At 69.1% G+C, this 24,295-nt stretch carries 23 protein-coding genes and 1 pseudogene; 10 read left to right on the forward strand and 14 right to left on the reverse strand.

Annotated elements, in window-relative coordinates; all coding sequences use genetic code 11:
- Nucleotides 1-225, reverse strand: a pseudogene (locus OCL97_RS19205) (SPOR domain-containing protein); the annotation flags it as partial.
- Nucleotides 226-325: 100 nt separating this feature from the next.
- A complete protein-coding gene (locus OCL97_RS19210) occupies nt 326-1,498 on the reverse strand; it encodes a deoxyguanosinetriphosphate triphosphohydrolase (RefSeq protein ID WP_377371380.1) in 1,173 nt (390 codons plus the stop codon).
- Between the two features lie 80 nt (nt 1,499-1,578).
- Here OCL97_RS19210 and erpA point away from each other — a divergent pair, with 80 nt between their 5' ends.
- Nucleotides 1,579-1,911 (forward strand): iron-sulfur cluster insertion protein ErpA, encoded by a 333-nt coding sequence (gene erpA / locus OCL97_RS19215; RefSeq protein WP_215339752.1) that lies wholly within the window; start codon nt 1,579-1,581, stop codon nt 1,909-1,911.
- On the opposite strand, the gene OCL97_RS19220 is transcribed toward erpA, so the two are convergent.
- From OCL97_RS19220 to OCL97_RS19230, 3 genes are all read right to left on the reverse strand, one after another.
- Entirely contained in the window at nt 1,908-2,954 is a 1,047-nt protein-coding gene (locus tag OCL97_RS19220; RefSeq protein WP_377371381.1) for a PepSY-associated TM helix domain-containing protein, read from the reverse strand. The two genes, erpA and OCL97_RS19220, sit on opposite strands and share 4 nt — an antisense overlap.
- Nucleotides 2,954-5,083, reverse strand: coding sequence for a TonB-dependent receptor (locus OCL97_RS19225; RefSeq protein ID WP_377371382.1), 2,130 nt, complete (start codon nt 5,081-5,083; stop codon nt 2,954-2,956). The genes OCL97_RS19220 and OCL97_RS19225 overlap by 1 nt, the downstream gene beginning before the upstream one ends.
- A gap of 82 nt (nt 5,084-5,165) precedes the next feature.
- The gene (locus OCL97_RS19230; protein ID WP_304779386.1) at nt 5,166-5,447 is read right to left on the reverse strand and encodes a hypothetical protein; all 282 of its coding nucleotides are present in this window, start codon (nt 5,445-5,447) and stop codon (nt 5,166-5,168) included.
- A gap of 209 nt (nt 5,448-5,656) precedes the next feature.
- On the opposite strand from OCL97_RS19230, the gene xth reads away from it, so the two are divergent.
- From xth to OCL97_RS19260, 6 genes are all read left to right on the forward strand, one after another.
- A complete protein-coding gene (gene xth, locus OCL97_RS19235) occupies nt 5,657-6,436 on the forward strand; it encodes an exodeoxyribonuclease III (protein ID WP_377371383.1) in 780 nt (259 codons plus the stop codon).
- Between the two features lie 4 nt (nt 6,437-6,440).
- A complete protein-coding gene (locus OCL97_RS19240) occupies nt 6,441-7,427 on the forward strand; it encodes an NAD-dependent epimerase/dehydratase family protein (RefSeq protein WP_377371384.1) in 987 nt (328 codons plus the stop codon).
- An 81-nt stretch (nt 7,428-7,508) separates the two neighbouring features.
- Nucleotides 7,509-7,889 (forward strand): hypothetical protein, encoded by a 381-nt coding sequence (locus tag OCL97_RS19245; RefSeq protein WP_377371385.1) that lies wholly within the window; start codon nt 7,509-7,511, stop codon nt 7,887-7,889.
- On the forward strand, nt 7,886-8,695 hold the full coding sequence (locus OCL97_RS19250; protein ID WP_304779376.1) for a DUF2145 domain-containing protein: 810 nt from the start codon (nt 7,886-7,888) through the stop codon (nt 8,693-8,695). Before OCL97_RS19245 ends, OCL97_RS19250 begins: the two co-directional genes overlap by 4 nt.
- 123 nt (nt 8,696-8,818) lie before the next feature.
- Complete coding sequence (locus tag OCL97_RS19255; protein ID WP_305338750.1) at nt 8,819-9,529, forward strand: hypothetical protein; 711 nt, start codon at nt 8,819-8,821, stop codon at nt 9,527-9,529.
- Between the two features lie 56 nt (nt 9,530-9,585).
- On the forward strand, nt 9,586-10,278 hold the full coding sequence (locus OCL97_RS19260; protein WP_377371386.1) for an NnrU family protein: 693 nt from the start codon (nt 9,586-9,588) through the stop codon (nt 10,276-10,278).
- Between the two features lie 114 nt (nt 10,279-10,392).
- Here the strand turns inward: OCL97_RS19260 and OCL97_RS19265 are convergent, their stop codons facing one another.
- The 3 genes from OCL97_RS19265 to ilvD form a co-directional block, all read right to left on the reverse strand.
- Nucleotides 10,393-10,932, reverse strand: a complete 540-nt coding sequence (locus OCL97_RS19265) for a DUF1993 family protein (protein WP_377371387.1) — start codon at nt 10,930-10,932, stop codon at nt 10,393-10,395.
- An 87-nt stretch (nt 10,933-11,019) separates the two neighbouring features.
- Complete coding sequence (locus OCL97_RS19270) at nt 11,020-11,712, reverse strand: aspartate/glutamate racemase family protein (protein ID WP_377371388.1); 693 nt, start codon at nt 11,710-11,712, stop codon at nt 11,020-11,022.
- 66 nt (nt 11,713-11,778) lie between these two features.
- Nucleotides 11,779-13,515 (reverse strand): dihydroxy-acid dehydratase, encoded by a 1,737-nt coding sequence (gene ilvD / locus OCL97_RS19275; RefSeq protein ID WP_377371389.1) that lies wholly within the window; start codon nt 13,513-13,515, stop codon nt 11,779-11,781.
- Between the two features lie 132 nt (nt 13,516-13,647).
- Between ilvD and OCL97_RS19280 the strand changes: the two genes are divergently transcribed.
- Nucleotides 13,648-14,955, forward strand: a complete 1,308-nt coding sequence (locus OCL97_RS19280) for an MFS transporter (protein ID WP_377371390.1) — start codon at nt 13,648-13,650, stop codon at nt 14,953-14,955.
- Here OCL97_RS19280 and OCL97_RS19285 read toward each other — a convergent pair.
- The 3 genes from OCL97_RS19285 to OCL97_RS19295 are packed head-to-tail and all read right to left on the reverse strand — an operon-like array spanning nt 14,952 to nt 18,318.
- Nucleotides 14,952-16,859: an O-linked N-acetylglucosamine transferase, SPINDLY family protein gene (locus OCL97_RS19285; RefSeq protein ID WP_377371392.1), complete on the reverse strand. Its 1,908-nt coding sequence runs from the start codon at nt 16,857-16,859 to the stop codon at nt 14,952-14,954. The two genes, OCL97_RS19280 and OCL97_RS19285, sit on opposite strands and share 4 nt — an antisense overlap.
- Nucleotides 16,860-16,875: 16 nt before the next feature.
- Nucleotides 16,876-17,352, reverse strand: coding sequence for a glutathione peroxidase (locus OCL97_RS19290; protein ID WP_305338745.1), 477 nt, complete (start codon nt 17,350-17,352; stop codon nt 16,876-16,878).
- 39 nt (nt 17,353-17,391) lie between these two features.
- Nucleotides 17,392-18,318, reverse strand: a complete 927-nt coding sequence (locus tag OCL97_RS19295; protein ID WP_377371393.1) for a Gfo/Idh/MocA family protein — start codon at nt 18,316-18,318, stop codon at nt 17,392-17,394.
- A 151-nt stretch (nt 18,319-18,469) separates the two neighbouring features.
- Between OCL97_RS19295 and OCL97_RS19300 the strand changes: the two genes are divergently transcribed.
- Nucleotides 18,470-19,372 (forward strand): cobalamin biosynthesis protein CbiG, encoded by a 903-nt coding sequence (locus OCL97_RS19300; protein ID WP_305338744.1) that lies wholly within the window; start codon nt 18,470-18,472, stop codon nt 19,370-19,372.
- Here the strand turns inward: OCL97_RS19300 and OCL97_RS19305 are convergent.
- Together OCL97_RS19305 and OCL97_RS19310 are read right to left on the reverse strand one after the other, a co-directional pair.
- Complete coding sequence (locus OCL97_RS19305) at nt 19,369-19,788, reverse strand: VanZ family protein (RefSeq protein ID WP_377371394.1); 420 nt, start codon at nt 19,786-19,788, stop codon at nt 19,369-19,371. The genes OCL97_RS19300 and OCL97_RS19305 overlap by 4 nt on opposite strands.
- A 38-nt stretch (nt 19,789-19,826) precedes the next feature.
- Nucleotides 19,827-21,203: an MATE family efflux transporter gene (locus OCL97_RS19310; protein ID WP_377371395.1), complete on the reverse strand. Its 1,377-nt coding sequence runs from the start codon at nt 21,201-21,203 to the stop codon at nt 19,827-19,829.
- A 270-nt stretch (nt 21,204-21,473) separates the two neighbouring features.
- On the opposite strand from OCL97_RS19310, the gene OCL97_RS19315 reads away from it, so the two are divergent.
- Nucleotides 21,474-22,895, forward strand: a complete 1,422-nt coding sequence (locus tag OCL97_RS19315) for a hypothetical protein (protein ID WP_377371396.1) — start codon at nt 21,474-21,476, stop codon at nt 22,893-22,895.
- Here the strand turns inward: OCL97_RS19315 and OCL97_RS19320 are convergent.
- Nucleotides 22,892-24,271 carry a class II 3-deoxy-7-phosphoheptulonate synthase gene (locus OCL97_RS19320; protein ID WP_305339232.1) on the reverse strand — a complete coding sequence of 460 codons (1,380 nt, stop codon included), beginning with the start codon at nt 24,269-24,271 and terminating at the stop codon, nt 22,892-22,894. The genes OCL97_RS19315 and OCL97_RS19320 overlap by 4 nt on opposite strands.
- Between the last annotated feature and the right edge of the window lie 24 nt (nt 24,272-24,295).

The following is a 24,295-nucleotide window of genomic DNA, read 5'->3' on the forward strand; positions in this document are numbered from 1 at the left end:
CTTGATCGCGCCCACGGGGGCTCCCACCGCCTGGGGCGCGGCGCCGGCCTGGCGCACACCGGAGCGATAGAAGACCACGATGGCCACCACCAGGCCGATCAGCACCAAGGCGCTGACGATCAGCATCATCGGCGCGGGCCGGGTCCCGCGCACCGGCTGGCGCGCGTCAAAGGACAGCGGCGCGTCGGTCGGCGGCGTATAGGCTCCGCGGTCGGGGTTGGTCATCGAAGGCTCCCAGGGGAATCGGTCAGCGCGCGCGAAACGAATCGCACGGCGTCGGGGTCAGTGTATCGAAGGGCGGCGGGCTTCGAACCGCCCGGAACGCCTAATTCCAGACGTCGAGGTGGAAAAGCCTGCGATGCTCTTCGATGGCGAAACGGTCGGTCATGCCGGCGATGTAGTCGCACACCACCCGGGCGCGGCCGGCGTCGTCGCGGTTCTGCGACCGGGCGAACCACTCCGTCGGCAGGACATCGGGTTCGCTCATGAACAACTGGAACATCTCGGCCAGAATACGGCGGGCCTGCGAACGGGTGCGGTTCACCTTCCAGTGCCGGTACATGCGGTTCATCAGGAATTCCCGCAGTCGGCCCAGGTCCTCCAGCATGTCGCGGGAGAACGCCACCAGGGCGTGGTCCAGCTGGCGAACGTCGTCGGCCGAGCCGACCTTCGAGGACACGGCCCGCCGGGCCGTCTCGGCCAGGACGTCGTCGATCATCGCCCCGATCATGCGGCGCACCGCCTCCAGGCGGATGATGCCCGGGTCGAGGTCAGGGTATTCCTTGTAGACGCCGGCCAGGATGGGCCCGATCAGCGGCACGTCCAGCAGCTCCTTCAGGTGGAACAGGCCCGCCTGCACCCCGTCGTCCACGTCGTGGTTGTTGTAGGCGATGTCGTCGGCCAGGGCCGCGCACTGGGCCTCGGCCGAGGCCCAGGTGTCCAGGCCGAGATCGTACTCAGCGTCGAACTCCTTGATGGCGTTCCAGGAGGGCTGGGAGAGCTTAGCCGTCACCGGGCCGTTGTGCTTGATCACCCCTTCCAGGGTCTCCCAGGTGAGGTTCAGCCCGTCCCAGCGGGGATAGCGGCGCTCCAGCTTGGTGACGACCCGGAAGGTCTGCACATTGTGGTCGAACCCGCCGAAGGGCTCCATCTGGATCTGCAGTTCGTCCTCACCGGCATGGCCGAAGGGCGGGTGGCCGAGGTCGTGGGCGAGCGCGATGGTCTCTGCCAGATCGGCGTCGAGCCCGAGCGCCGAGGCCAGGGAGCGGGCCACCTGCGCCACCTCCAGGGAGTGGGTCAGGCGGGTGCGGAAGTGGTCGCCCTCATGGGCCACGAAGACCTGTGTCTTCTCCTTCAGCCGCCGGAAGGCCGTGGCATGGATGATCCGGTCGCGGTCGCGGGCGAAGGGGGTGCGGTTACGGCTCTCGGGCTCCGCCACCTTCCGGCCCAGGGAGAGGGCGGGGTCTTCAGCGTAGGGCGCGCGGGTCGGCAAAGCCATGTATGCTCGCAAATATCGGGTGGCCTCTTGGTGAGAGGCCGTGGGGCCCTCATATAGTCCACACAGGCCTTTTACGCATCATGACCACATCAGACCTCACCCTCTCCCCGACGGCAGCCCAAAGGCTGCATGACCTCAGCAAGGCCGAGGGTCATCCCGTCATGCTGCGCGTGGCGGTGGAGGGCGGCGGCTGCTCGGGATTCCAGTACCAGTTCGACCTGGTCAGCGAGCCCCAGTCCGACGACCTTCGGGTCGAGCTGGACGGGGCCGCGGCCTTGGTGGACGAGATGAGCCTGATCCTGCTGAAGGGCTCGGTGATCGACTATGTCGACGAACTGGCGGGCGCTGAATTCCGCATCCGCAACCCCAACGCCAAGTCCAGCTGCGGCTGCGGCGTGAGTTTCTCGATCTAACGCCCCCGCGCCCAGGTCCGGCGCTGCTGGATCAGGAACGACCAGAGGCCCAGCCCCCCCAGGGCCGAGAGCGCGACGCCCCCCAGGAACACCACCAGTTCGTAGAGCCCGCCGCCCACCGAGGCGGCGTGGATCGGATAGACCGCGTTCTGGAATCGCGCCCCGGGGCCGAACGCCTGGGCGTCCACCGTGCCGATCACCTTCGAGGTGGCCGGATCGATGTAGACCAGGGTCCTGCCGTTGGGGTGCCACTCGGCAGGCTGCTTCATACGGATGGCCGCCGGCGCGCCGGGTTTGGCCGGCCAGCTCGCCAGCCGAAGGGCCGCCTGGGGGAAGGCCGCCTGGGCGCCGGCCAGCGCCATCGGCCAGTCGATGTCCCCCTGGCCCGCCTTGGGAGGTTTCGGGGCCTCGACGCCGCCGGGCGCCAGCCAGGTGACCAGCGCCTTGCTGGTGTCATTGAAGATGATCATCCCGCCGGTCAGGCACAGGACCAGGACCGGCAGGGCCATCAGGATGCCGAGGTCCCGGTGCGAGGACACCAGGTCACGCCGCGCCATCGACCTGGGCCACACCCTGCCCGCGAAGCTGCGCCAGGCCGGGAACCAGACGATCACACCGGTCAGGCAGAGCACGGCGCCGGCCAGACCCGCCACTCCCACCACGATCTCCCCGCCCTCCCCGGCCAGCAGCCGGTGATGCAGTTGGAAGACCCATTGCTCGACCCGCTCGGTGTCGGTCCAGCGGGTCAGGATGGCGCCGTCGGCGGCGGCGTAGGCCATGCCATCCTCCGGATAGGTCAGCCGGTGGACGCCGATGTGCGGCCCGGCGAACATCATGCTGCGCGGGCGCCCTTGCGCCTCCACCGCCTCCGCCGCCGCTCCCAGCACGGCGACGGACGGCGTCACCGCCATGCGCGCCTCCGGGACCGTCAGCTTCACCCAGTCCTCGCGCAGCACCAGCAGCGAACCGGTGACGCCCAGGATCACCAGGATCAGCGCCAGGATCGCGCCGGCCCAGGCGTGCAGGGTGCGGACAACACCCATCAGAAGGTCTTCACGATCCCGAGGGTGACCGCACGGCCCTGTCCGGCGAAGTAGCGAGCGTTGTCGGTGGGGTTGGTCGTGTCGCTGTTATAGGTGATGTACTGCGCGTCCAGCAGGTTGCGGACGCCCAGGCTGACCACCCCGAAGGGGGCGTTCCAGGCGGCGACGGCGTCGAGCAGTTCATAGCCCTCGAAGCTGTTGGCCGCTGGCTGGCCCTGGAAGCTGCGGGCCTCGAAGACCTGGCCCTGCAGGCGGAAGTCGAAATCGCCATAGGTGGCGTCGGCGGTCAGGGTCAGGCGGTCGGGCGAGATGTTGGCGCCGTCCAGGTCGGCATCGACGCGGCCATCGCCATTGGTGTCGGTGCGGCCCTCCAGGTGCGAATAGGCGGCGCCCAGGGTCAGCCAGTCGGTGGCGGCCCACTTCACAGTGGCCTCGACACCCTCGATCTCGGTGCGCTGGCGCTGCACGTCGAAGGTGCCGCCGGCGTTGAGCACCAGCAGAGCGCCCTTGTCCGAGGACGAGGTGAACCAGGCCAGGGACCCGTTCACCGGCCCGCGGGTGAACTCGACGCCCAGTTCGATGTTGTCGGAGACCACCGGGGCGACGTCGAGATAGGTGTCGATGTCGCGGCCCGGAGTGTTGATGGCGCGCAGCACCCGGCCGACGTCGGGCATGGTGAAGCCTTGAGCATACGAAGCATAGACGGTCACACCGTCCACGACGCGCACGGTGCCGCCGACATTGCTCAGCACCTCAGTGAAGCTGGGCTCGCCGCCGCTGACGCGGGTGTTGCCCGACGACGCCAGGGTCGTGAAGTCGGCGACTTCCAGGGTGGCGTTCTCCTGGCGCACACCGGCCGACAGGTGGATACGGTCGTCCCACAGCGCCTGGTGGACCTGCAGGAAGGGCGACAGGCTCTTGTAGGTGGTCTCGGGAACCCAGACACGGTTGGTCAGCACCAGTTCCTGGTAGGTCTTGTCCTTCAGGCCATCCAGTCCCAGCAGCACCTTCAGGCCGGGCACGGCCTCGAAGCCGCGCTCGTAGTCCAGCTTGAAGCCCTGCTTCTCGGAGTTGTTGGCCGACTGGTCGAACAGGGTGTTGATGGGCGCGATCCGCGCGTCCTGGAAGGTCCCGGTGATCGAGCCGCCGAACACGCCGTGATAGTCGTGGGCGAAAGCCTGCGCGGTCAGGGCGCCGCCGAACAGGTCGCCGTCCTTGTAGGTGATCGCCGCCGAGGTGACCTCGTTGGCGGTGGGCAGGCCGCGCTGGACCCCCTTCACGGCGCTGGCCGGCCGGCCAGTGGCGCGGTTTCCGTTCACCAGCACATAGTCGTCCCCGCCCTCCAGCTCGAAGTGGTTGACCATGGCCTCCAGGCGTCGCCCGGCGCCCAGGTCGACCCCGGCCTTGCCGAACAGCGACCAGCTGTCGGAGTTCTGCAGTTCGCCCTGGGTGGCGTCGATGCCGATACGGCGGCCGTCGGCGTCGAAATAGCCGCCCCGGCGCTCATAGGACGCGCCGGCCACGAAGTCCCAGGCGCCGAAGTCACGGCCCACGAGGCCAGCGGCCTTGTAACTGAAGCTGTCGTCCAGGTTTGCGTCATCGAAGCTGGTCTGCGCCAGGACCTTTCCGGTCCAGCCCTGCTCGGATTTGGGCGTGGGGGCGGTGACATAGTTGATCACCCCGCCGGTGGCGCCCACGCCCTGGATGGCGTTGGAGCCGAACACCACCTCGACGCGGTCGATGAAGAAGGGGTCGATGGTGAAGCCGTCGCGGCTGTCGTCGCGCAGCGGCGTCGACTGCGGCACTCCGTCCACCAGGTAGAGCGGCGAGCGGCCGCGCAGGGTCTCGCCGGCCCCCGACAGCTTCTGCCGGGTCGGCGAGAACGACGGCACCATGGCGGCGACGGCCTCCACCGCGCTCTGCGAGAGGGACTGCTGGATGCGCAGGTCGTTGGACCCGATGATCTGGATGGTGGAGGGCACCGTGGCGCGGGGCGCGTCGAAGCGCATGGCGGTGATCACCAGCTCGTCCACCGCCTTGTCCTCGGGGATCGCGACCTGGGCCTGGGCCGGAACGATCGCGGCCAGGAGGGCGAGAGCCGTCCCACCGAACAGGACATGAAGCGTCATGGGGTCTTCCAATTTGCGATTAAGTCTCAATCGCTGCCAAATGGCAGAGCCGGCCCGACGGGTCAAGCGCGACCAGGAGCAGCTAGCCTGGAATGAACTGCAGGATCGCCACCAGCACGGTCAGCCAGGCCAGGGGCGCGGCCATCGCGGCCCAGGCCAGCTGCTCCTGGTCGCGCTTGAACAGCACCCAGGCGCCGAAGGGCCCGATCAAGCAGACAATCCAGAACAGGATCATCATCAGGAAGGCGATCCAGGCCAGGGGATTGAAGATGTTGCCCTCGTGGTCGAACACCAGCGGCGAGAACAGCGCCCCCACCGCCCCGAACGGCAACAGGGCCAGGCAGGCGGCGGTCGCCACGCCCATCCAGATCATTCGCGCGCGGCGCGAAAGCGGCCGTCGTTTTCGGGGGGCCCCTGACATGGGCGCAAGGTCCCCATCCGACCCCCGCCCGTCAAACTGAATCGCCGGTCGGGCGCTCAAAGGTCGCGTGTCAGGCTAGCGCGCTTGTTTGCTTGGCGATCCCCGCGACGAGAGGCTAGATCGGGTCAGACCCGCCACGCCGAAGGACGCCCATGAAGATCGCCACCTGGAACGTCAACTCGGTCAACGCTCGCCTCGAGACCGTGCTGCGCTGGTTCGAGGAGGTCTCCCCCGACGTCGCCTGCCTGCAGGAGATCAAGTGCGTCGACGAGAAGTTTCCCGCCGAAGCCTTTGAACGGCTTGGCTATAATGTCGCCGTCCACGGGCAGAAAACCTATAACGGCGTCGCCATCCTGTCGAAGACCCCGCTCGAGGATGTTCGGAAGGGCCTGCCCGGCGACGACGACGACGACCATGCCCGCTACCTGGAGGCCGTGGTCTCTGGCCCCAATCCGGTCCGCGTCGCCTCGATCTACCTGCCCAACGGCAATCCCATCGACACCGAGAAATTCCCCTACAAGCTGGCCTGGATGGCGCGCCTGCACGCCCACGCCCGCGAGTTGCTGGCCTATGAGGAGCCCCTGGTCCTCAACGGCGACTTCAACGTCATCCCCGAGCCCCGCGACGCGGCCCATCCGGAGAACTGGACCAAGGACGCCCTCTTCCAGCCGGAGAGCCGCGAGGCGTTCCGGGCGCTGAAATGGCTGGGCCTCACCGAGGCCTTCCTGGCCATCGACGGCGCGCCGGAGAGCTACACCTTCTGGGACTATCAGGCCGGCGCTTGGCAGCGGAACAACGGCATCCGCATCGACCACGCCCTGCTCTCCCCCCAGGCCGCCGACAAGCTGCTGTCCTGCGTCATCCACCGCGACGTCCGCGGCTGGGACAAGCCGTCGGACCACGTGCCGGTGGTGACGGAACTGGATCTCTAGGCGCATGAGCCGCCGCGCCTTCATCCTGGGAGGTTCGGGCCAGATCGGCCGGGCGGCGGCGCTGAACCTGCTGGAGGCCGGCTGGGAGGTCACCGTCGGCCAGCGTCACGGCGAACTTCCTCAGGCGCTGGCTGACCGGGTGACGGTGACAGTCCTGGACCGCGACGACGACCGCGCCCTGGCTGACGTCCTGGCCCGGCCCTTCGACGCGGTCATCGACACCGTGGCCTTCAACGCGGTCCACGCCCGTCAGTGGCTGGCCCTGCAGGATCGCTTCGGCGCGCTCGCGGTCATCTCGACCGGCAGCGTCTATGTGGACGATGAGGGGCGCAGCCTGGGCGGCGGCGCGACCTACCCCGTTCCCATGGCCGAGACCCAGCGCCGCGCGCCGGCCAGCGACGCAGACTATTCCAGCAACAAGGTTGCGATGGAGGACGCCCTGCTGTCGGGCGTCCGCGCGCCGCTCAAGATCCTGCGCCCCTTCGCGGTCCACGGGCCGGGCAGTCGGGCGCCCCGGGAATGGTGGTTCCTGGCCCAGATCCTGCGCGGCGCGGAGACCATCCCCCTGGCGTTCGACGGCGAGAGCCGGTTCCACACCACCGCCACGGCCAATCTTGCGGAATTGGCCCGTGTGGCCCTGGAACAGCCGGGTGTCCATGTTCTCAACGCCGCCGATCCGGAGGCGCTGAGCGTGGCGGAGATCGGCGCGGCGATCCTGGCGGCCATGGGGTCGGAGGCGGCGCTCGCCCCCTTCGCCGGACCGCCCAGGGGGTGGAAGGGCCGCACCCCATGGAGCGTCGAGACCCCGGTCGTGGCCGACCTGAGCGCCGCCGCCGCCCTCGGCTACCGCCCCGTCACCGACTACGCCGCCGCCGCGCCCGCCCTCTGCGCCGGCCTGGTGGAGCAGGCCCGGGGCAAGGACTGGCTGACCGCCTTCCCCGGCCTGGCCGCCTACCCCCCACAGATGTTCGAGGCCCCGCCGGCGAAGTAGCCGCCTCTGTCAGCAATGGTTCAGCTTGCGAAAGCTTAACTACCGAAATCGAGGCGGCATGGCTAAGAGGCCGCTCGCAACATGAAGGACCCCGTTATGCGTTTCGTCCTGCCCGTCTCCGTCGCCCTGGCCCTGGCAGCCGCCCCCGCCCTCGCCCAGGACAGCGCCACCGACGCCTCGGGCGCCTCGGCGGCCACGTCGGAGGCCGTGGGCCTGCTGGCCTCCTCCGGCGTGAAGACCGCCGTCGGCGTCTCCGCCGTCCCGGCAAGTGTGGTGGCCACGGGATCCATGGCCGGCGGCTCGGCTTTGATGGCCAGCGGCGCGGCGTCGGTGGGCGCGGGCGCCTCGGTTTCCGAGGCCGCCGCCGACTCCGGCAAGCTGATCGTCGACGACAAGGTCGTGGTCTCCCCCGATCCGGCGCCGGCCGTGCCCTACAACCCCCCGGCCCCGGCCAAGACGTGAACCGCCGCGCCCTTCTCGCCGCCGGCGCCGCCGCGCTGATGAGCACGGCGGCGGTCCCGGCCGTCGCCCAGGACTCCTCGGCCCGCGCCGTCGCTCCGCACTTCACGGCGCCGGAGGCCGCAGCCTTTTCCAAGCAGGTGGAGCGCGACCTGGCCTCCCGGGGCGCCAAGCTGGCCATGGTGTTCCGCACCGGCCGGCCGCGCAGCCAGCTTCCGGAGGGGATCAGCTACACTCACGGCGGCTTCTGGGTGCACCGCGCCATCAAGACCGCCGATGGCAAGACCCAGCACGGCTATGCTGTCTACAACCTCTATGCCGGCGACGGTGAGGCCTGGCCCAAGATCGAGAGCCGGCTGGTCCAGGACTATCCCTTCGACTTCACCCGCGGCTCCACCGTCGACGACATGGCGGTGATCATTCCCTCGCCCGAGATGCAGCGCCGGATCATCGCGGTGATCGACAGCCCGACCTATCAGGCGGTGCACAATCGGCACTACTCCCTGGTGGCCAATCCGTGGCGGCGGACCTACCAGAACTGCAACAACTTCATGCTCAACGTGATCGCCGCGGCCGTCTGGCAGACCGCCAGCCCCGACCAGATCACCGCCAATCTGAAGGCCCACTACAAGCCGACCCTGGTGAAGGCCAACGCGGTCCTGCGGCTGTTTGGCCCCATCGCCGACCAGCGCCTGCGCACCGACGACCAGCAGGGGCCGATCCGCACCGCCACCTATGAATCGATGGCGGAATTCATGCGTGAAAACAATCTGTTGGAAGCGACCTATTCCATCAACTACGCGCGCTGATCGTTCGCTTTTCGGGCGGATCGAACACCGCCGGGCCGCAGATCGGTCCGGCGATTTCTGCTGGCGCGATTTCGGGCGGCGAACCGGTTTCCACTTCGCCTGAAATCGCTCTAGCGTCGCGCCATGAACGACGTCGTCCGGCTCCTGTTGATGTTGGCCCTGGCCGGAACCGCGGTGACCTTCGCGGGCTCCTTCGCGATCTGGTTCTTCGATGAGGACCGGCGGATCGGCCGGGCGCTGAAGCGCGTGCTGAAGGGCGAGCCGGAGGCCATGCTGGTGGCCCGCGGCCGGGGACGCGGGGTCGGGGTCAACTTCGCCACGGGCCTTGCCGCCGTCGCCTGGGACGCTGGGGCCTGGTGCCTGGTCTACCGGATCGACGAGCTGATGGGCGCCGAGCTGATCATCGACGACCAGGTGGTGGCCCGCGCCCATCGCGATGAGCCGCGTCGCGCCCTGGACCAGCGGGTCAGCCATGCGGCCCGCGTCACCCTGCGGCTGATCTTCGACGACCCGCAGCATCCCGATTTCGAACTCGACCTCTGGCTGACCGGGGACGAGAGCCGCCGCGTGGCAGCCTCACCGGGCGCCGCCGTGCTGGAGGCCAACCGCTGGCTGGCCCGCGCCGAGGCGATCCTGCGCCGCCCCCGCGCCCTGAACCCCAGCGCCGCCGCCGCCGCCGCCGTGACCGCCCCCCTGCCGCCGCCCGCGGCGCCCGGACCGACGCCTCCGCCGACACCCCAGGCCGAGCTTCCTCTCCCCCAGCCCCGCGCCGGCGCCGAGCCGCCGCCCTGGGAGGACGACGACGACCTCGATCCGGACGACGACCAACGCTAAACTTGACACTGTAAATTTACAGCCGCACCTTCCCCTTACCTTGAGGGAGGTTTTCCATGGCCAGCCTGCTCGCCGCCGCCGCGTTCTTCGTGCTGCTGCACCTGCTCGTCTCGGGCACCCGCGCCCGCGACGCCATCACAGCCAAGATCGGCGACGGCCCGTACATGGGCCTGTTCTCCCTGGCCTCTGTGGCAGGCCTCGCCTGGCTGGGGTTCGGCTACGCCGCCGCCCGCACCGCGCCCTGGAACGCGTCGTACTGGGACATTACCCCCCTGACCTGGAAGATTCAGCTGCTGCTGCAGGGCCTGGCCTTCCTCTTCGTGGTCGTGGGCCTGACCACCCCCAACCCCACCAGCGTGAAACAGGAGGGGACGCTCAGCCGCCCCGACGTGGTCAAGGGCATGCTGCGGATCACCCGCCATCCCTTCCTCTGGGGCGTCGCCCTGTGGGCCGCGGGGCACCTGCTGGTGAACGGCGACCGCGCCAGCATCATCCTGTTCGGCGCGATGCTGCTCCTGGCCCTGTCCGGAACCACCAGCATCGACGCCAAGCGCAAACGCGCGCTTGGCCCGACCTGGCACGCCTTCGCCACCCAGACCTCCAACCTGCCCTTCGCCGCCATCCTGTCCGGCCGCCAGACCCTGAAGGTCGGCGAGATCGGCTGGTGGCGGATACTGGCGGCCATCGTCGTCTATGTCGGCCTCGTCGTGGGCCACCCCTTCCTGTTTGGCGTGTCGGCCACCTCTTGATCGCCGTTCGCGCCTTCAGGTCCGCTCAGGTGAGATCCGCCAGCGGGCGAAACCTAGGCCCGGGCGGGCATTCACCAGCGCCGTAAGCGTCAAGAACAGGCTCGGCGCGTCTCGTCAGCGGGTCAATTCGAAAGCATCGGCCCGCGGCCCTCTGGCGGGCAGGTCGCCTAGATAATCGCGCTTGCCGATGTCTAAGCCCTCTCTCCGCAAGAGGGCGTAGGCGATGGCGACGTGGAAATGGACATTGGGGAGGGCGAGCCTCAGCACGTAGTCGAGGCCTTCGAAGCGCCGAGCGCCCTTCGGGCTCGGCAGGACGATTTCGCGCATTTCTGCGCCGTCGAATTCGTGAGCCTCCAACGACTCGAGCTCGGCGATGGCTGCGGCCAAGGCGTTGCGCAGTTCCGACAGGGTGATCGGCTCGTCGATATTGGCGGCAGGTCGCCCCCTCAGCCGCGCCGCCGCGCCGACGGCGTTGTTGATTGTCGCCTCAATGTGGAACGGGAACGGCTTCATGTCCGGTGCGAGGCGAAGGGCGGCGAGTTCGGCGAGATCCCGCCCCTCAACCGCGAAGTGCACCTGCGCCTTGTCCAGCAATCGGACCAGGACCCGCAGGCTCTGCAGGAAGCTCGGGATGGTCAGATCGTACAGGGTCATCGGTCCGCGCAATCGTCCACGGCGGGGCGTCTAGCAAGCGAACGTCACGATGGGATGACATCCCCGGGGCCGCCTGGGACCAGGCGGTCAGGCCGGGGTCGCCAAGGCGAAGTCCACGCCGGCCTCGGCATGCACCAAGGCGGTGTCCACCACCGGCAGGCTCAGATCTGCCGGCTTGAGCAGTAGCCCGATCTCCGTGCAGCCGAAGATCACGCAGTCGGCGGCTCCGGCCTTGGCGATCATGGCCAGCACCTCGGTCTTCGACGCCGCGGAGATCACCCCCTGGCAGAGTTCGTCATAGATGATGTCGTGCAGGCGATCTCGGTCGGCCTGGTCGGGGACCAGGGCATCGACACCCTGACCGGCCAGCCGGCCGCGGTAGAAATCCTTTTCCATGGTGAACCGGGTGGCCAGCAGCAGCGGCCGCGAACAGCCCACCGCCTTGACCGCCCGCGCCGTCGCGTCGGCGATGTGGATCACCGGCACAGCCACCGCGGCCTGCACCTGGTCGGCGACAAGGTGCATGGTGTTGGCGCAGATCAGGATCGCCTCAGCGCCCGCGCCCTCCAGCCGCCGGGCGGCATCGGCCAGCACCGCGCCGGCCTGCTCCCAGTCGCCGGCCGCCTGCAGCTCGGCGATGCCGGCGAAGTCCACCGACCACAGCAGCAGCTGCGCCGAGTGCAATCCGCCCAGCCGCTCGCGCACCAGGCGGTTGAGCTCCTGATAGTAGAGCGTCGTGCTCTCGGCGCTCATCCCGCCCAGCAGGCCAAGGGTCTTCATGCGAGTCCTTTCCTGGTCGCGCGACGGGCGCCGAAAACCGGTTCCCACTTTAGGCTGTCGCGCTCTCTAGAGGTCGGCGTAGACGTGGGTCTCGCCCGCCGCGCCCGGATGGGTCACGGCCCCCTTGTGGGCGGGACCGACGATCTGGGCGTACTTCCACAGGGCGCCGGAGCCGTAGTTGGTGACCTTCGGCTCCCAGTGGCGCTTGCGACTCTCGAGTTCGATGGGATCGACCTCCAGGTCGAGGATGCCGGCGTCGGCGTCGATGTTGATGATGTCGCCGTCGCGGATCAGCGCGATGGGTCCGCCCATCTGGGCCTCCGGTCCGATATGGCCGACGCAGAGGCCGCGCGTGCCGCCGGAGAACCGGCCGTCGGTGATCAGGGCCACCTTGTCGCCGCGGCCCTGGCCCGACAAAGCCGCCGTGGTGGACAGCATCTCGCGCATGCCGGGACCGCCGCGCGCGCCCTCATAGCGGATCACCAGGACGTCGCCGTCCTTGTAGTCGCCCGCCTCAACGGCGGCGAAGCAGGCGTCCTCGCCGTCGAAGCAGCGGGCCGGCCCGCGATGGCTGCGGTGGCTGGTCATGCCGGCCACCTTGACGATGGCGCCGTCCGGCGCGAGCGAACCCCACAGGCCCACCACGCCGCCGGTGGGCGAGAGCGGCTCGGACACCTTGCGGATCACCACCTGATCGTCGCGCCATTTCACGTCCTTGACGTTCTGCGCGATCGTCTTGCCGGTGACGGTCATGCAGTCGCCGTGGATGAAGCCGCCCTCCAGCAGGGTCTTCAGCAGCATGGGCATGCCGCCGGCCTCGCCCATGTCCTTGGCCACGAAGCGGCCGCCGGGCTTCAGGTCGGCGATGTGCGGGGTCCGCTGGGCGATCTCGGCGAAGTCGCGCAGGGTGAACTCGATGCCGCACTCATGGGCCATGGCCGGCAGGTGCAGGCCGCCATTGGTGGAGCCCCCGGTCGCGGCCACCACGGCCGCAGCGTTCTCGAAGGACTTGCGGGTGACGATGTCGCGGGGCCGCAGCTGCTCGGCGATCAGCCGCACCACCGTCTCGCCCGAGGCCACCGCATAGGCGTCGCGGGTCAGGTAGGGGGCGGGCAGCGAGGCTGAAAGCGGCAGGGCCAGGCCGATGGCTTCCGACACGCAGGCCATGGTGTTGGCGGTGAACTGGCCGCCGCAGGCGCCGTCCGACGGACAGGCGTGCTGCTCCAGGGAGCACAGGTCCTCCAGGCTCATCTTGCCGGCCGAGTGCATGCCGACGCCCTCGAAGACGTCGACCACCGTGACGTCACGGCCCTGCCACGAGCCCGGCAGGATGGAGCCGCCATAGAGGAAGACGCTGGGCACGTTCAGCCGCAGCATGGCCATCATCATCCCGGGCAGGGACTTGTCGCAGCCGGCGATGCCCACCAGGGCGTCATAGCCGTGGCCTCGCATGGTCAGCTCCACGGAGTCGGCGATGACGTCGCGGCTGACCAGGGACGAGCGCATGCCCTCATGGCCCATGGCGATGCCGTCGGTGACGGTGATGGTGCAGAACTCACGCGGGGTGGCGCCGGCCGCCTTCACGCCTTCCGACACCGCGTGCGCCTGGCGCATCAGGGCGGTGTTGCAGGGCGCGGCCTCGTTCCAGCAGGACGCCACGCCCACGAAGGGCTGGGCGATCTCGCGGCTGCCGAGCCCCATGGCGTAGTAGTACGACCGGTGCGGGGCCCGGGCCGGGCCCTCGGTCACGTGGCGGCTGGGGAGGTTCGACTTGTCCCAGGTTCCATCGGGCTTGCGGGTCATGGCGGGGCCTTCCGTTCAACGAGGTCTTTCCGTACCGGTCGCGCGGCGCGGTTGGAACCCCGCACGCCGACCGCCATTGAAATGGCCGCCGAAACGAGATCGTATCCGCGCCGTTCTGGGGAGGGCGCGTACATGGTGGTCGATAGTCCGGCGGAGAGTTCCGTAGCGCCGCCCGTGCGCGCCGCCGATCGGCTGCGCTCGATCCTGGCCGGCTCGGCCGGAAACCTGGTCGAGACCTATGACTGGTTCGTCTACGCAGCCTTCGCGCTCTATTTCGCCAAGGTGTTCTTCCCGGACGGCGACCAGACGGCCCAGCTGTTGAACACCGCCGCCGTGTTCGGGGTCGGCTTCTTCGCGCGGCCCGTCGGCGCCTGGCTGATGGGCCTCTATGGCGATCGGGTGGGCCGCAAGGCGGCCATGGTCGCCTCCGTCAGCCTGATGTGCCTCGGCTCGCTGATCATCGCGCTTTGTCCCGGCTATGCGGAGATCGGCGCCTGGGCGCCGGCGATCCTGGTCACCGCCCGCATCCTGCAGGGCGTCAGCATGGGCGGCGAGTACGGCACCAGCGCCACCTACATGTCGGAGATGGCCGGGCGCGACAATCGCGGCTTCTGGTCGGGTATCTTCTATTCCACACTGATCGGCGGGCAGCTGCTGGCGGTGGGCACCCTGGTGGCGCTGAACGCGCTTCTATCCGACGACGACATGCAAGCCTGGGGCTGGCGGGTTCCGTTCTTCATCGGCGGCGCCCTGGCGCTGGCCGTGTTCTGGTTCCGGCGCGGGATGCACGAGACCCCGTCCTTCCACGCCCGCAGCGGCGAGCGTGTCAGCACCTGGAAGCTTATCAGCACCCACCCGCGCGAAAGCCTGCTGGTGATCGGCCTGACCGCCGGCGGGACGCTCGGCTACTATACCTACTCCACCTACATCCAGAAGTTCCTGGTCAACACCTCGGGGTTCTCCAAGGACACGGCCACCGCGATCACAGCCTGCGCCCTGGTGGTGTTCATGCTGGCCCAGCCGCTGTACGGCGCGCTGTCGGACCGGATCGGACGGCGTCCCCTGCTGATCGCCTTCGGCGTGGCGGGCGTGACCCTGACCTGGCCGATCCTCTCGACCCTGGCGGGGACCCGCGATCCCCTGGCGGCCTTCGCCATCACGGCCGGCGCCCTGCTGATCGTGGCGGCCTATTCGTCGGTGAACGGGGTGGTGAAGGCTGAACTGTTCCCCACCGAGGTTAGAGCGCTCGGGGTGGCCCTGCCCTATTCCCTGGCCAACGCCCTGTTCGGCGGCACGGCGGAGTATGTCGCCCTCTGGTTCAAGTCCAAGGGCCACGAGACCTGGTTCTTCACCTACGTCACCGTGGTGATCGGGGCGTCACTGCTGGTCTACATCTTCATGCGCGACACCCGGAAGCACAGCCGCATCCTGGAGGACTAGGCCGGCACGTCGAAGGCGGCGGGCGGTTCGCCGCGCTGGTGACGCTCCCAGGCGATCGTATAGGCGGCCTCGATGTGGCGGCGCGACAGGTCGGTGTCGAACAGGGGGGCCGTGGCCAGGCCCGCGGCGAGTTTGGCTTTCAGCGCGGCCAGCCGCTCCGGGTCTCGCGCCAGGGCCAAGGCCAGGGCCTCGTAGGCCGCCAAGTCCTTGGTGATCAACTCGGGCAATCCCGCCGCCTGCAGCAGGCTCGCGGCCACACGCGCGGCGAAGGTTCGCCCAACGCACGTCACCAGGGGAAGACCTGTCCACAGGGCGTCACTGGCCGTGGTGTGGGCGTTGTAGGGCAAGGTGTCCAGGAAGAGGTCGGCGAGGCGGTGACGGGCCAGGTGATCCTCCGGCGCGGCCTTGGGCGCGAAGATCAACCGGTTCGGATCAACGCCCCGGGCTCGGGCCTCGGACCGAAGATTGCGCACCGCCGCCTCGCGCCCCCCCAGCAGCCAGAGCACGCTGCCCGGGGTCTGGAGCAGCAGCCGCATCCAGACATCGAACACCGGCGGGTTGATCTTGTAGTTGGCGTTGAAGCAGACAAAGACGAAGCCATCGCCAGGGAGGCCGGCCTCGCTGCGTGTCGGCGTCCGCGGGGCGATCACCCGGTCGCGATCGTTGACCTGGTAGCTGTGTGGCAGGCGGATCACCTGTTCGCCAAAGCCGGCCTCCGCGCCAGGGGGGATCACCACCCCGTCGCCGAGGACGTAGTCCAACAGGCCCCGCCCCATGGTCCCCGGATGTCCCAGATAGTTGATCTGGATCGGCGCCGGACGGTGGGCGAAGATGCCCGGGCGGCAGTTGGCCGTGAAGCCGGTCAGGTCCACGACGATGTCGGCCTCCGCCGCGCGGATCATCTGGGCCACCTCCAGGTCGCCGGTCTCGGCGACGTCGTGGAAGACAGGGAAGGCCGCGCGGATGCGGGCGCGCTTCTTATCCTCCACCCGCGGGCCAAGGGCGTAGGCGCTGATCTCGAAGCGATCGCGGTCATGCCGCTCGAACAGGCCTGCGATCAGGTGAGCCACGGCGTGGTTGCGAAAATCCGCCGAGACGTAGGCCACCCGGATTCTGTCGTGGGCATAGGCCTCGCCCGACCAGAGCTTGCGAAGGGGCACCGGGAACCGGGTCTTCAGGTGGAGGTTCGCCGCGGCGATCTGGGTGACAGGGGCGTCGCAATGGGCCAGCAGAGTGAAGGGCAGGTCCGCCGCCACGCCCTGGCTCAGCAGGCCCACGATCAGATCGCTGGAGACCTGATATTCGGACCAATCGCAAATCTGCAGTTGCTGGAACAGCTTGGCGCCCTGGATCTCGGCATTGTCGGGCGCTACTCGCAACCCGGCGCGGTAGGCGGCGACAGCCTCCTCCGCCCGGCCCAGGGTTCCCAGGACATTGGCCCGGTTGACCACCGCCAGTGTGTAGTCCGGGTCCAAGCTCACCACCTGCTCATAGCACTCCAAGGCCTCGGCGTGACGGCCGATCCGGGCAAGAATATTGCCCCGACAGTTCAAGGCATCGATGTTGCGCGGCGCGACCTGCAGGGTGGCGTCGAAGGCCGCCAGGGCCTCAGCGAGCCGACCGAACATGCTGAGGGCCTTGCCCATCGCGTTTCCGGCGACGATGTGGTCCGGATTGTGGGTCAGGCAGGTGCGCCACAGCGTGATCGCGCCCTCGTGGTCTCCACGGGCGCGGCGCAGCAGGCCGAGGTTGTAAAGGCTGTGGGCCTGGCCCGGCGCATGGGCCAGCACCGCCCGGTAGAGCGGCTCAGCCTCATCGAGCCGTCCCAGGCCGTGCAGCCGGACGGCCTCGGTGAAGTTGGCGCGCGCCGACTCCTCCGCCGCCAGGGACGCCTCCTTGGTCATGAGCCGACAGCGATCGCTAGAGGGCGGCCTTGACCGCCGCGGTGATCTCGTCGGCCTGGGGTTCGGTGCGGGGACCAAAGGCGCGGATCAGCTTGCCGTCCTTGCCCACCAGCAGCTTGTGGAAGTTCCAGGCCGGATCGGCCGATTCGCCCAGCTCGGCCAGGGCCCACTTGTAGAACGGGTGGGCGGTGTCGCCCTTCACGTCTTCCTTGGAGGTCAGGGGGAAGTCGATGTTGAACTTGGTCTCGCAGAAATCCTTGATCTCCGCCTCCGTGCCCGGCTCCTGGCCCATGAACTGGTTGCAGGGCACGCCTAGCACCACCAGGCCCTGGCCCTTGTAGTCGCTGTAGAGCTTCTCCAGCCCCTCGTACTGCGGGGTCAGGCCACAGGCGGACGCGGTGTTCACCACCAGCACGACCTTGTCCTTGAAGGTGGTCAGCGGCAGGGGGGCGCCATCGATGGACTTGAACGAGAAATCATAGGCGTCGGACATGGCGGCTTCCTCCAGGGATATGACGACAGGCTACCCTCCTTACCCCGCGTCCTCCAACGCCTGTTCGACCGCCAGGGCCAGATCGAGGGCGCGGGCGGCTTCCTCCCCGGTCACGACGGGTCGCGGGGATTCGCCTCGCACGGCGGCGAGGAACCCGGCGACGCTGGCGCCCAGGGGGTCCTTGGCGCCCGGCGTATCGGCGAAGTCGGGATTGAGCGGGAAACCGGTGGTGTTGCGGAACTCCCGGGTCAGGAAGTCGATCTCCAGCTCGCCGGAGGGGTAGACCACCTTCATGGTGCGCTTGCGGGCCGGCGCCATGCGCGAGGCGTCGAAGACGGCCAGGAAGCCGTTGTCGAAATTGACCTCCGCCCGGGCCTGGTCCCAGCCGCCGCTGAAGTCTTGGACGCCGGTGGCTTCGACGGCCAGGGGTTGGCCGGCGGACAGGGCCAAGGCCAGGTCCAGGTCATGGACCATCAGGTCCAGCACCACCGAGACGTCCAGGCTCCGTTCCGAGGGCGGGCCGTGGCGGACGGCCTCCAGGCGCAGGGGTTCCTCCGGCACGTCGAACAGGCCGATGGCCTGGAACACCACCCGCTCCTGATGTCCACAGGCCAGCACCAGCTTGCGCCGAGCCGCCTCGCTGATGATGCGATCGGCGTCCTCGAGGCTGACCGCCAGCGGCTTTTCCACATAGACCGGCTTGCCGGCCGCCAGGGCCGCGAGAGCCCCCTGCGCATGGTGGCTGCCGGGCGAGGCCACCGTGACGACATCCACCGCCGCCAGGAAGGCCTCCAGGTCGTCGTAACCCTGGCCGCCGTGGCTCTGGGCGATCTCCTGGGCGCGGGCGAGATGGTGGGGATCATAGACGGCGGCCAGGCGCGCGCCCGGCTGGTTAGCGTACTGACGCGAATGATAGCCGCCGAACACCCCGGCCCCGATCACCCCGCCCCGCAAGATTTCCGCCATGACTCACTCCGAAAGCTCGACTGCGCTTACAGGCTGCGGGCGCGGGACGCCACCGGGCCGATCGAAACTGGGATGTGAACGCCTCCGGCGTTGGCCGGGGGATGGGGAAGGTCTACAAGCCTCCCGTCCTTCCTCCCCCGGAGCTCACCCCTTGTCTCGCCTGTTCAGCGCCTATGTGATCGTCGACTGGAGCGCGGCGGCCAAGCCGTCCACGGGAGCCGATTCCGTCTGGATCGGCGTCGCCAAGCGCGACGTCCGCTTCCGCCTGACCTTCGAGAGCCATAACCCGGCGACCCGGGCCGAGGCCGAGAAGCTCCTGACCAGCATTCTGGACGACTTCAAGAAGCGCTCGGAACGCGCCCTGGTGGGCTTCGACTTCCCGCTGGGCTTCCCGCGCGGCTTCGCCAAGGCCCTGAATCTGGCCGGCGAGCACCCGTGGCGTGCGGCTTGGGACCAGCTCGACAAGATGGTCAAGGACAAGGCCGACAACACCAACAACCGCTTCGGCGTGGGCTCCGAAATCAACCGGCGCATGACCGGCGGCCCCTTCCCCTTCTGGGGCTGCCCGCCCAAGGACGCCCTGACCACCCTGCAGCCCAAGCGGACGCGGGCCCATGAGGCCGGCGATCTGCCGGAATTCCGGCACGCGGACCTGGCGGCCAAGGGCGCAGCCTCGATCTGGAAGCTCTATTACAACGGCTCGGTCGGGGGTCAGGCGATCCTGGGTATTCCGGCGGTCCGCCGCCTGAAGCTGGCCCGAGGCGACGCCTTGAAGGCCTATCCCTTCGAGACCGGGTTCAAGGCGCTCACCGAGGCCGACCTGGACGGCGTCGATGTCGTGGTCACCGAGGTCTATCCCAGCCTCTACAAGGCCCAGCCCTTGCCCGGCGAGGTCAAGGACCAGGCCCAGGTGCGGGTGACCGCCGAGCACTTCGCCAAGCTGGATGAAGCGGGCAAGCTGGGAGCTGTCTTCGGGCCCTCCAAGACCGCCGATCCGGCTGTGGTGGCGGACGCCGAGACCGAAGAAGGCTGGATCCTGGGGGTCGAAGCCTAGGCGGTTTCGCGCTCAGGCTGGAGGATTTCGATCTGACCCAGGCCGGAGGCCCGGCGCTCCCGGCGCGGGAAGCGAAGGTGCTCCAGCCACACAGGGGCCAGGACCGCCAGGGCGCCCAGGGCGTCGGCGCAGAGGTCCCCGAGCTCACCATCACGCCCGGCGAGGATCTGCGCCACCTCGGTGGCCGCGCCCGCGAAGATGGCCAGGACCGTCAGGTCCAGCCTGCGGCGTCGCGGAAAGGCGGTGAACAGCAGCAGGGTCAGGCCATAGAAGGCCATGAAGTGGGCGGCCTTGTCCCAGGGCACAAAGGCGTGCTCGATCCCCTGGAACGGCCCCACCATCCCAATGGCGCAGACCAGAAACGCCACCAGCAGCAGGCCTTTGGCGACGGTCGGGGAACGGGGCGCGTGCGGCATGCCTCCGATCTACCGCCACGCGGTGAAAACTTCGTTGCCTAGCGGCCCCGGGCGCTCAGCCACTGGAAGCGGGCCAGCAGGAGGGCGGCCGACAGGAAGCTGGCCGCGATCACCGCCCAGACGATGCCGTTCAGCCCCATGCCCATGGGGATGGCCAGCCACCAGGCGAGCGGGGCCATCACCAGGACGTAACTCGCCAGGTGGGTGAAGGTGGGGATCCAGACCTCGCCACGGGCCCGGAGCGCCTGGGCGGCCACCACCTGGACGGCGTCGGGGATCAGGAACAGGCAGGACAGGGCGACGGCCGGGGCGGCCATGGCGAGGGTCAGCGGGTCCTTGGTGTAGGCCGCCGAGATCAATTCCGCGCCCGGCCAGACGACCAGGCTGACCAGCAGGCCGAACACGGCGGTGACGGCGAAGGCGATGAGGCCCGCGCGGTTGACGGCCGCGGTGTCGCGCGCGCCATAGGCCCGGCCCACCAGCACCGCCGCGGCCGTCGACAGACCGAGCGGCACCATGAAGACGATCGCCACGACATTTAGCGTGATCGCCCAAGCCGCCACCGCCAGGCCGCCGATCCAGCCGGCGATGACGTTCATGCCGGCGAAGGAGGCCACCTCGAAGAAGTTGGACGCGCCGGCGCCGTAGCCAATGCGCCGCTGTTCGACCTCGGCCGCCAGATTGCGCTCGGGCTTGGTGAAGACCCCCAGGGCGCGGGCCTGGGGCATGCGGGCGATGTAGATCAGCAGGGCGACCGCCAGGAAGGTGCGCGCGCCCGTGGTGGCCCAGGCGCCGCCGACGGCGCCCAGGGGCTGCAGGCCGAAGGTTCCCGGGACCAGCACGAGGTCCATGGCCAGGTTCACCGCATTGGCCACCCACATCAGGGCCGCCGCCGGCTTGGGCCGCCCCTGCCCCTCCAGCCAGAAACTGGCGGCGACGCTGATGGCGTAGCCTGGCATGGAGAGCGCGAAGATGATCAGCGGCGGCGAAGCCCCGTCCGCAAGGTCCTTCTCCAGACCCAGGATGTGCAGGAAGCCAGGACCGCCGGAGATCAGGATCACCGTCGAGATCATGCCGATCCACAGGCTGTAGCTCAGACCCCGGCGCAGGACCGCCCCGGTGATCTCCGGCCGGCCCTGCCCGTTCGCCCGGGCGGTCATCACCTGGATGCCGCTCAGCAGGCCCACCGTCATGGTGACGATGACGCTGGTGGGGGCCCAGGCCATGGCGTGATAGCCGAGCTCGGTCGCCGAATAGCGCCCTACGACGATGGCGTCGGAGAGGCCCATCCCCATGATCCCCAGGCGCGACAACACCACCGGCCAGGACAGCTGCAGCAGCTCGGCGGTTTCGGTGCGGACGACATGTGCGCGCCCTCCCGGCGGGGAGTTCGCGGGGGCCGAAGGCTCGGCCATGGGGATCACCAGTTTTCAAAGAGGGCCGGAACCTGCCGCCGCCCTCCGCGCCTCGCAAGCGAAGCTTCGGCGGAGGGGCCGGATTCTTCAGCCCCGGTGACAACAATGGCACATCAGGGAGGCTGCCGCCCGCTAGGCGAAGCGGGTGCGCAAAGTGACGCAGACGCGCGGTCTTTAGACTTCCTGCGGACTTTTAGGCCCAAGCTCCGGTCACCCCCAAGGCGCAACAAGGAGGGTTGGTCGTCGAAAGTCGACTCGCCCAGGACACCCGTGACTTCCAAAACGCCCTCCCCCAGGCGAAACCTCGAACCTCTCTGCGCCACCGCCGCCGATCTCTATGAGCCAGCGGCGCGCGAGCAGCTTGGCCGCGTCCTCGAGACCTGGCTGGCCGCCAACCAGGCCACGCCCTTCGAGCTGCTGCATCGCCCCGACCTCATCCGCAAGCTCGAGGCCTCCAGCCGCGACCTGCAGCACGCCTTCCAGAAGATCGCCGTGCCCCTGGCCTTGGCTCGGAGCGCCAGCGTCCACGAGGTGATACGTGGCCTGCACGCAGTGGCGGACCAGGCCATCGGCCGCATGCTGCGCGAGGAGAAGCAAGGGTTGCTGGCCAAGGTGGACCTCGGCAGCTTCGCCGACGCTTGCGCTTCAGCCGAGCCCGAGTTCGGCTATCGCCTGGCCGCCGGGGTCGTCGCCTACATGGCCGCCGCCGAGACCTGGGACGGCAAGGTGCAGCGGCTGCTGGACCTTGTGGTCGCCGCCCCGGCCGATGGTCCGGCGCGCGCCTTGGCTCTGGCCGTCCTCGAGCCGGCCTTGGAGGACCTCTGCGGTTCGGAGTCCGGCCTGGCCCAACTGATCGGCGCTGACCTGGAGCTGGGGTGCTTCCTGCTCGGCCTGGTGCGCCTGGCGCATGGCGGGACCATCGACGCCATTATCGCCGTCCACCCCACCCTCCAGCAGCTGGTGGCGCCGCTGCCGGCCCCCGGCGCCCGGCTGGCGCGGCATCTGGAGAATGACGACTTCAGCGGCCTGCGGCTGGCGCTCAGCCGGCGCGTCCTGGCCGACCTGGACACCAAGCGCCGCCTGCATCCCGGCAGCGCCCTGGGCGAGATCGCCGCGGTGCGCGGCCTCGCCGTGGCCCTGACCGCCGCCAGCGGCCCCCTGCTGCCGGCCGAGGACGTCGCCGAGGCGATCCTGCAGCGCTCCGAACGCCTGGTTGAGCCGAATTTCGTCAACACCCTGCTGCACGAGCAGAACGGGCTGGTGGGGGGGCTGGACGCCCTGCTGACGGTGCTTGAGAGCGTCACCGGTGACGCCAACCGTCGCCGCGCCGTGCGCTTCGTCGAGGCCGCTGTGCTCACGCCGCAGTTCAAGCCAGACCTGCTGAACGCGGCCGGCGGAGCGGTGGGCGCCCTGCAGGTGCTGGCGCGGGCCTATCGCCGGTTGGCGCGGGCCGGCGCCGGGGTCGTCGGAACCCAGGACCTGCTGGACGGCATCGGACAGACCGCAGGCGCCATCAACCTGGAGGGCGGGGTGATCGCCGACCTGGCCGGCGGCATGACCGACAAGGGGAAGAAGCTGGCCGCGCTCCTGGCCATGGCCAATGGCGAAACCGCGCCCCCCGGCCCCGCCGCGCGCCATGCGGCTGACGCCCTGCGAAAGCTGGGCGTCAGCGAAAACCAGGCCGCAGGCTAGACTGCGGCGCGCAGGGCCGCGTCCACCCGGTCTTCCTTGAGCTTCTCGGCCACCAGGAAGGCCAGCTCCAGAGCCTGTTCGCCGTTGAGCCGGGGATCACAGTGGGTGTGGTAGCGGTCGGCCAGGTCGCCCTCGCTCAGGGCACGGGCGCCGCCGAGGCATTCGGTGACGTTCTGGCCGGTCATCTCCAGGTGCACGCCGCCCGGATGGACGCCCTGCGCCTTGGCGATCTCCACAAAGCTCTTCACTTCCGACAGGATGCGGTCGAAGGGACGGGTCTTGTAGCCGTTGTTGGCGGTCAGCGTGTTGCCGTGCATGGGGTCGATGGCCCAGACGACGCTGCGGCCGGAACGCTTGGTGGCCTCCATCAGGCGCGGCAAGCGCGCCTCAATCTTGTCGGAGCCGAAACGTCCATAGAGGGTCAGCCGGCCGGCTTCGTTCTTCGGGTTCAGCACGTCGATAAGGCGCAGCAACTCGTCCGGCTCCAGAGTCGGGCCGACCTTCACGCCGATGGGGTTCTTGATGCCGCGGAAGTACTCGACGTGGGCGCCGTCCAGCTGGCGGGTGCGCTCGCCGATCCAGAGCAGGTGGGCCGAGGTGTCGTACCATTCGCCCGAGGTGCTATCGACCCGGGTCATGGCCTCCTCGAAGCCCAGCAGCAGAGCCTCGTGGGCGGTGAAGAACTCCACGCGATGCAGGTCGGGCTGGCTCTCGGGCGTGACCCCGATGGCCGCCATGAAGGTCAGGGCCTCGCTGATCTTCTCCGACAATTCGGCGTAGCGCGCGCCCTGCGGGCTGTCGTTGACGAAGCCCAGGGTCCAGCGGTGGATGTTGTAGAGGTCGGCATAGCCGCCGCCGGCGAAGGCCCGCAGCAGGTTCAGGGTCGAGGCCGACTGGGAATAGGCCTGCAGCAGGCGCTGCGGGTCCGGCACGCGCGAGGCGGCGTCGAAGTCCATGCCATTGATGATGTCGCCGCGATAGGAGGGCAGCTCGACGCCGTCGATGGTCTCCACGGGCGAGGAGCGCGGCTTGGCGAACTGGCCCGCCATGCGCCCAACCTTCACCACCGGCTTGCCGCCGGCGAAGGTCAGCACGACGGCCATCTGCAGGATCAGGCGGAAGGTGTCGCGGATGTTGTCGGCGTGGAACTCCTTGAAGCTCTCGGCGCAGTCGCCGCCCTGCAGCAGAAAGGCCCGGCCGTCGGCCACCTCGCCCAGCAGGGTCTTCAGGCGACGCGCTTCACCAGCGAACACCAGGGGGGGCATGCCGCGCAGGGTCTGCTCCACACCGGCCAGGGCGGCCGCATCCGGATAGTCGGTGGGCAGGTGCTTGGCGGGCTTGGCTCTCCAGGAGGCCGGCGTCCAATGTTCGGTCATCTCAACAACTCCGTCCCCGCCTGG

Source organism: Phenylobacterium ferrooxidans, from assembly GCF_042714595.1.
GTDB classification, from domain to species: Bacteria; Pseudomonadota; Alphaproteobacteria; order Caulobacterales; family Caulobacteraceae; genus Phenylobacterium; species Phenylobacterium ferrooxidans.

Coding starts and splice junctions, on each gene's coding strand:
- OCL97_RS19210 (WP_377371380.1), bottom strand. CDS start 1,498: ATGGCTTTGCCGACCCGCGCGCCCTACGCTGAAGACCCCGCCCTCTCC.
- erpA (WP_215339752.1), top strand. CDS start 1,579: ATGACCACATCAGACCTCACCCTCTCCCCGACGGCAGCCCAAAGGCTG.
- OCL97_RS19220 (WP_377371381.1), bottom strand. CDS start 2,954: ATGGGTGTTGTCCGCACCCTGCACGCCTGGGCCGGCGCGATCCTGGCG.
- OCL97_RS19225 (WP_377371382.1), bottom strand. CDS start 5,083: ATGACGCTTCATGTCCTGTTCGGTGGGACGGCTCTCGCCCTCCTGGCC.
- OCL97_RS19230 (WP_304779386.1), bottom strand. CDS start 5,447: ATGGGCGTGGCGACCGCCGCCTGCCTGGCCCTGTTGCCGTTCGGGGCG.
- xth (WP_377371383.1), top strand. CDS start 5,657: ATGAAGATCGCCACCTGGAACGTCAACTCGGTCAACGCTCGCCTCGAG.
- OCL97_RS19240 (WP_377371384.1), top strand. CDS start 6,441: ATGAGCCGCCGCGCCTTCATCCTGGGAGGTTCGGGCCAGATCGGCCGG.
- OCL97_RS19245 (WP_377371385.1), top strand. CDS start 7,509: ATGAAGGACCCCGTTATGCGTTTCGTCCTGCCCGTCTCCGTCGCCCTG.
- OCL97_RS19255 (WP_305338750.1), top strand. CDS start 8,819: ATGAACGACGTCGTCCGGCTCCTGTTGATGTTGGCCCTGGCCGGAACC.
- OCL97_RS19260 (WP_377371386.1), top strand. CDS start 9,586: ATGGCCAGCCTGCTCGCCGCCGCCGCGTTCTTCGTGCTGCTGCACCTG.
- OCL97_RS19265 (WP_377371387.1), bottom strand. CDS start 10,932: ATGACCCTGTACGATCTGACCATCCCGAGCTTCCTGCAGAGCCTGCGG.
- OCL97_RS19270 (WP_377371388.1), bottom strand. CDS start 11,712: ATGAAGACCCTTGGCCTGCTGGGCGGGATGAGCGCCGAGAGCACGACG.
- ilvD (WP_377371389.1), bottom strand. CDS start 13,515: ATGACCCGCAAGCCCGATGGAACCTGGGACAAGTCGAACCTCCCCAGC.
- OCL97_RS19280 (WP_377371390.1), top strand. CDS start 13,648: ATGGTGGTCGATAGTCCGGCGGAGAGTTCCGTAGCGCCGCCCGTGCGC.
- OCL97_RS19285 (WP_377371392.1), bottom strand. CDS start 16,859: ATGACCAAGGAGGCGTCCCTGGCGGCGGAGGAGTCGGCGCGCGCCAAC.
- OCL97_RS19290 (WP_305338745.1), bottom strand. CDS start 17,352: ATGTCCGACGCCTATGATTTCTCGTTCAAGTCCATCGATGGCGCCCCC.
- OCL97_RS19295 (WP_377371393.1), bottom strand. CDS start 18,318: ATGGCGGAAATCTTGCGGGGCGGGGTGATCGGGGCCGGGGTGTTCGGC.
- OCL97_RS19305 (WP_377371394.1), bottom strand. CDS start 19,788: ATGCCGCACGCGCCCCGTTCCCCGACCGTCGCCAAAGGCCTGCTGCTG.
- OCL97_RS19310 (WP_377371395.1), bottom strand. CDS start 21,203: ATGGCCGAGCCTTCGGCCCCCGCGAACTCCCCGCCGGGAGGGCGCGCA.
- OCL97_RS19320 (WP_305339232.1), bottom strand. CDS start 24,271: ATGACCGAACATTGGACGCCGGCCTCCTGGAGAGCCAAGCCCGCCAAG.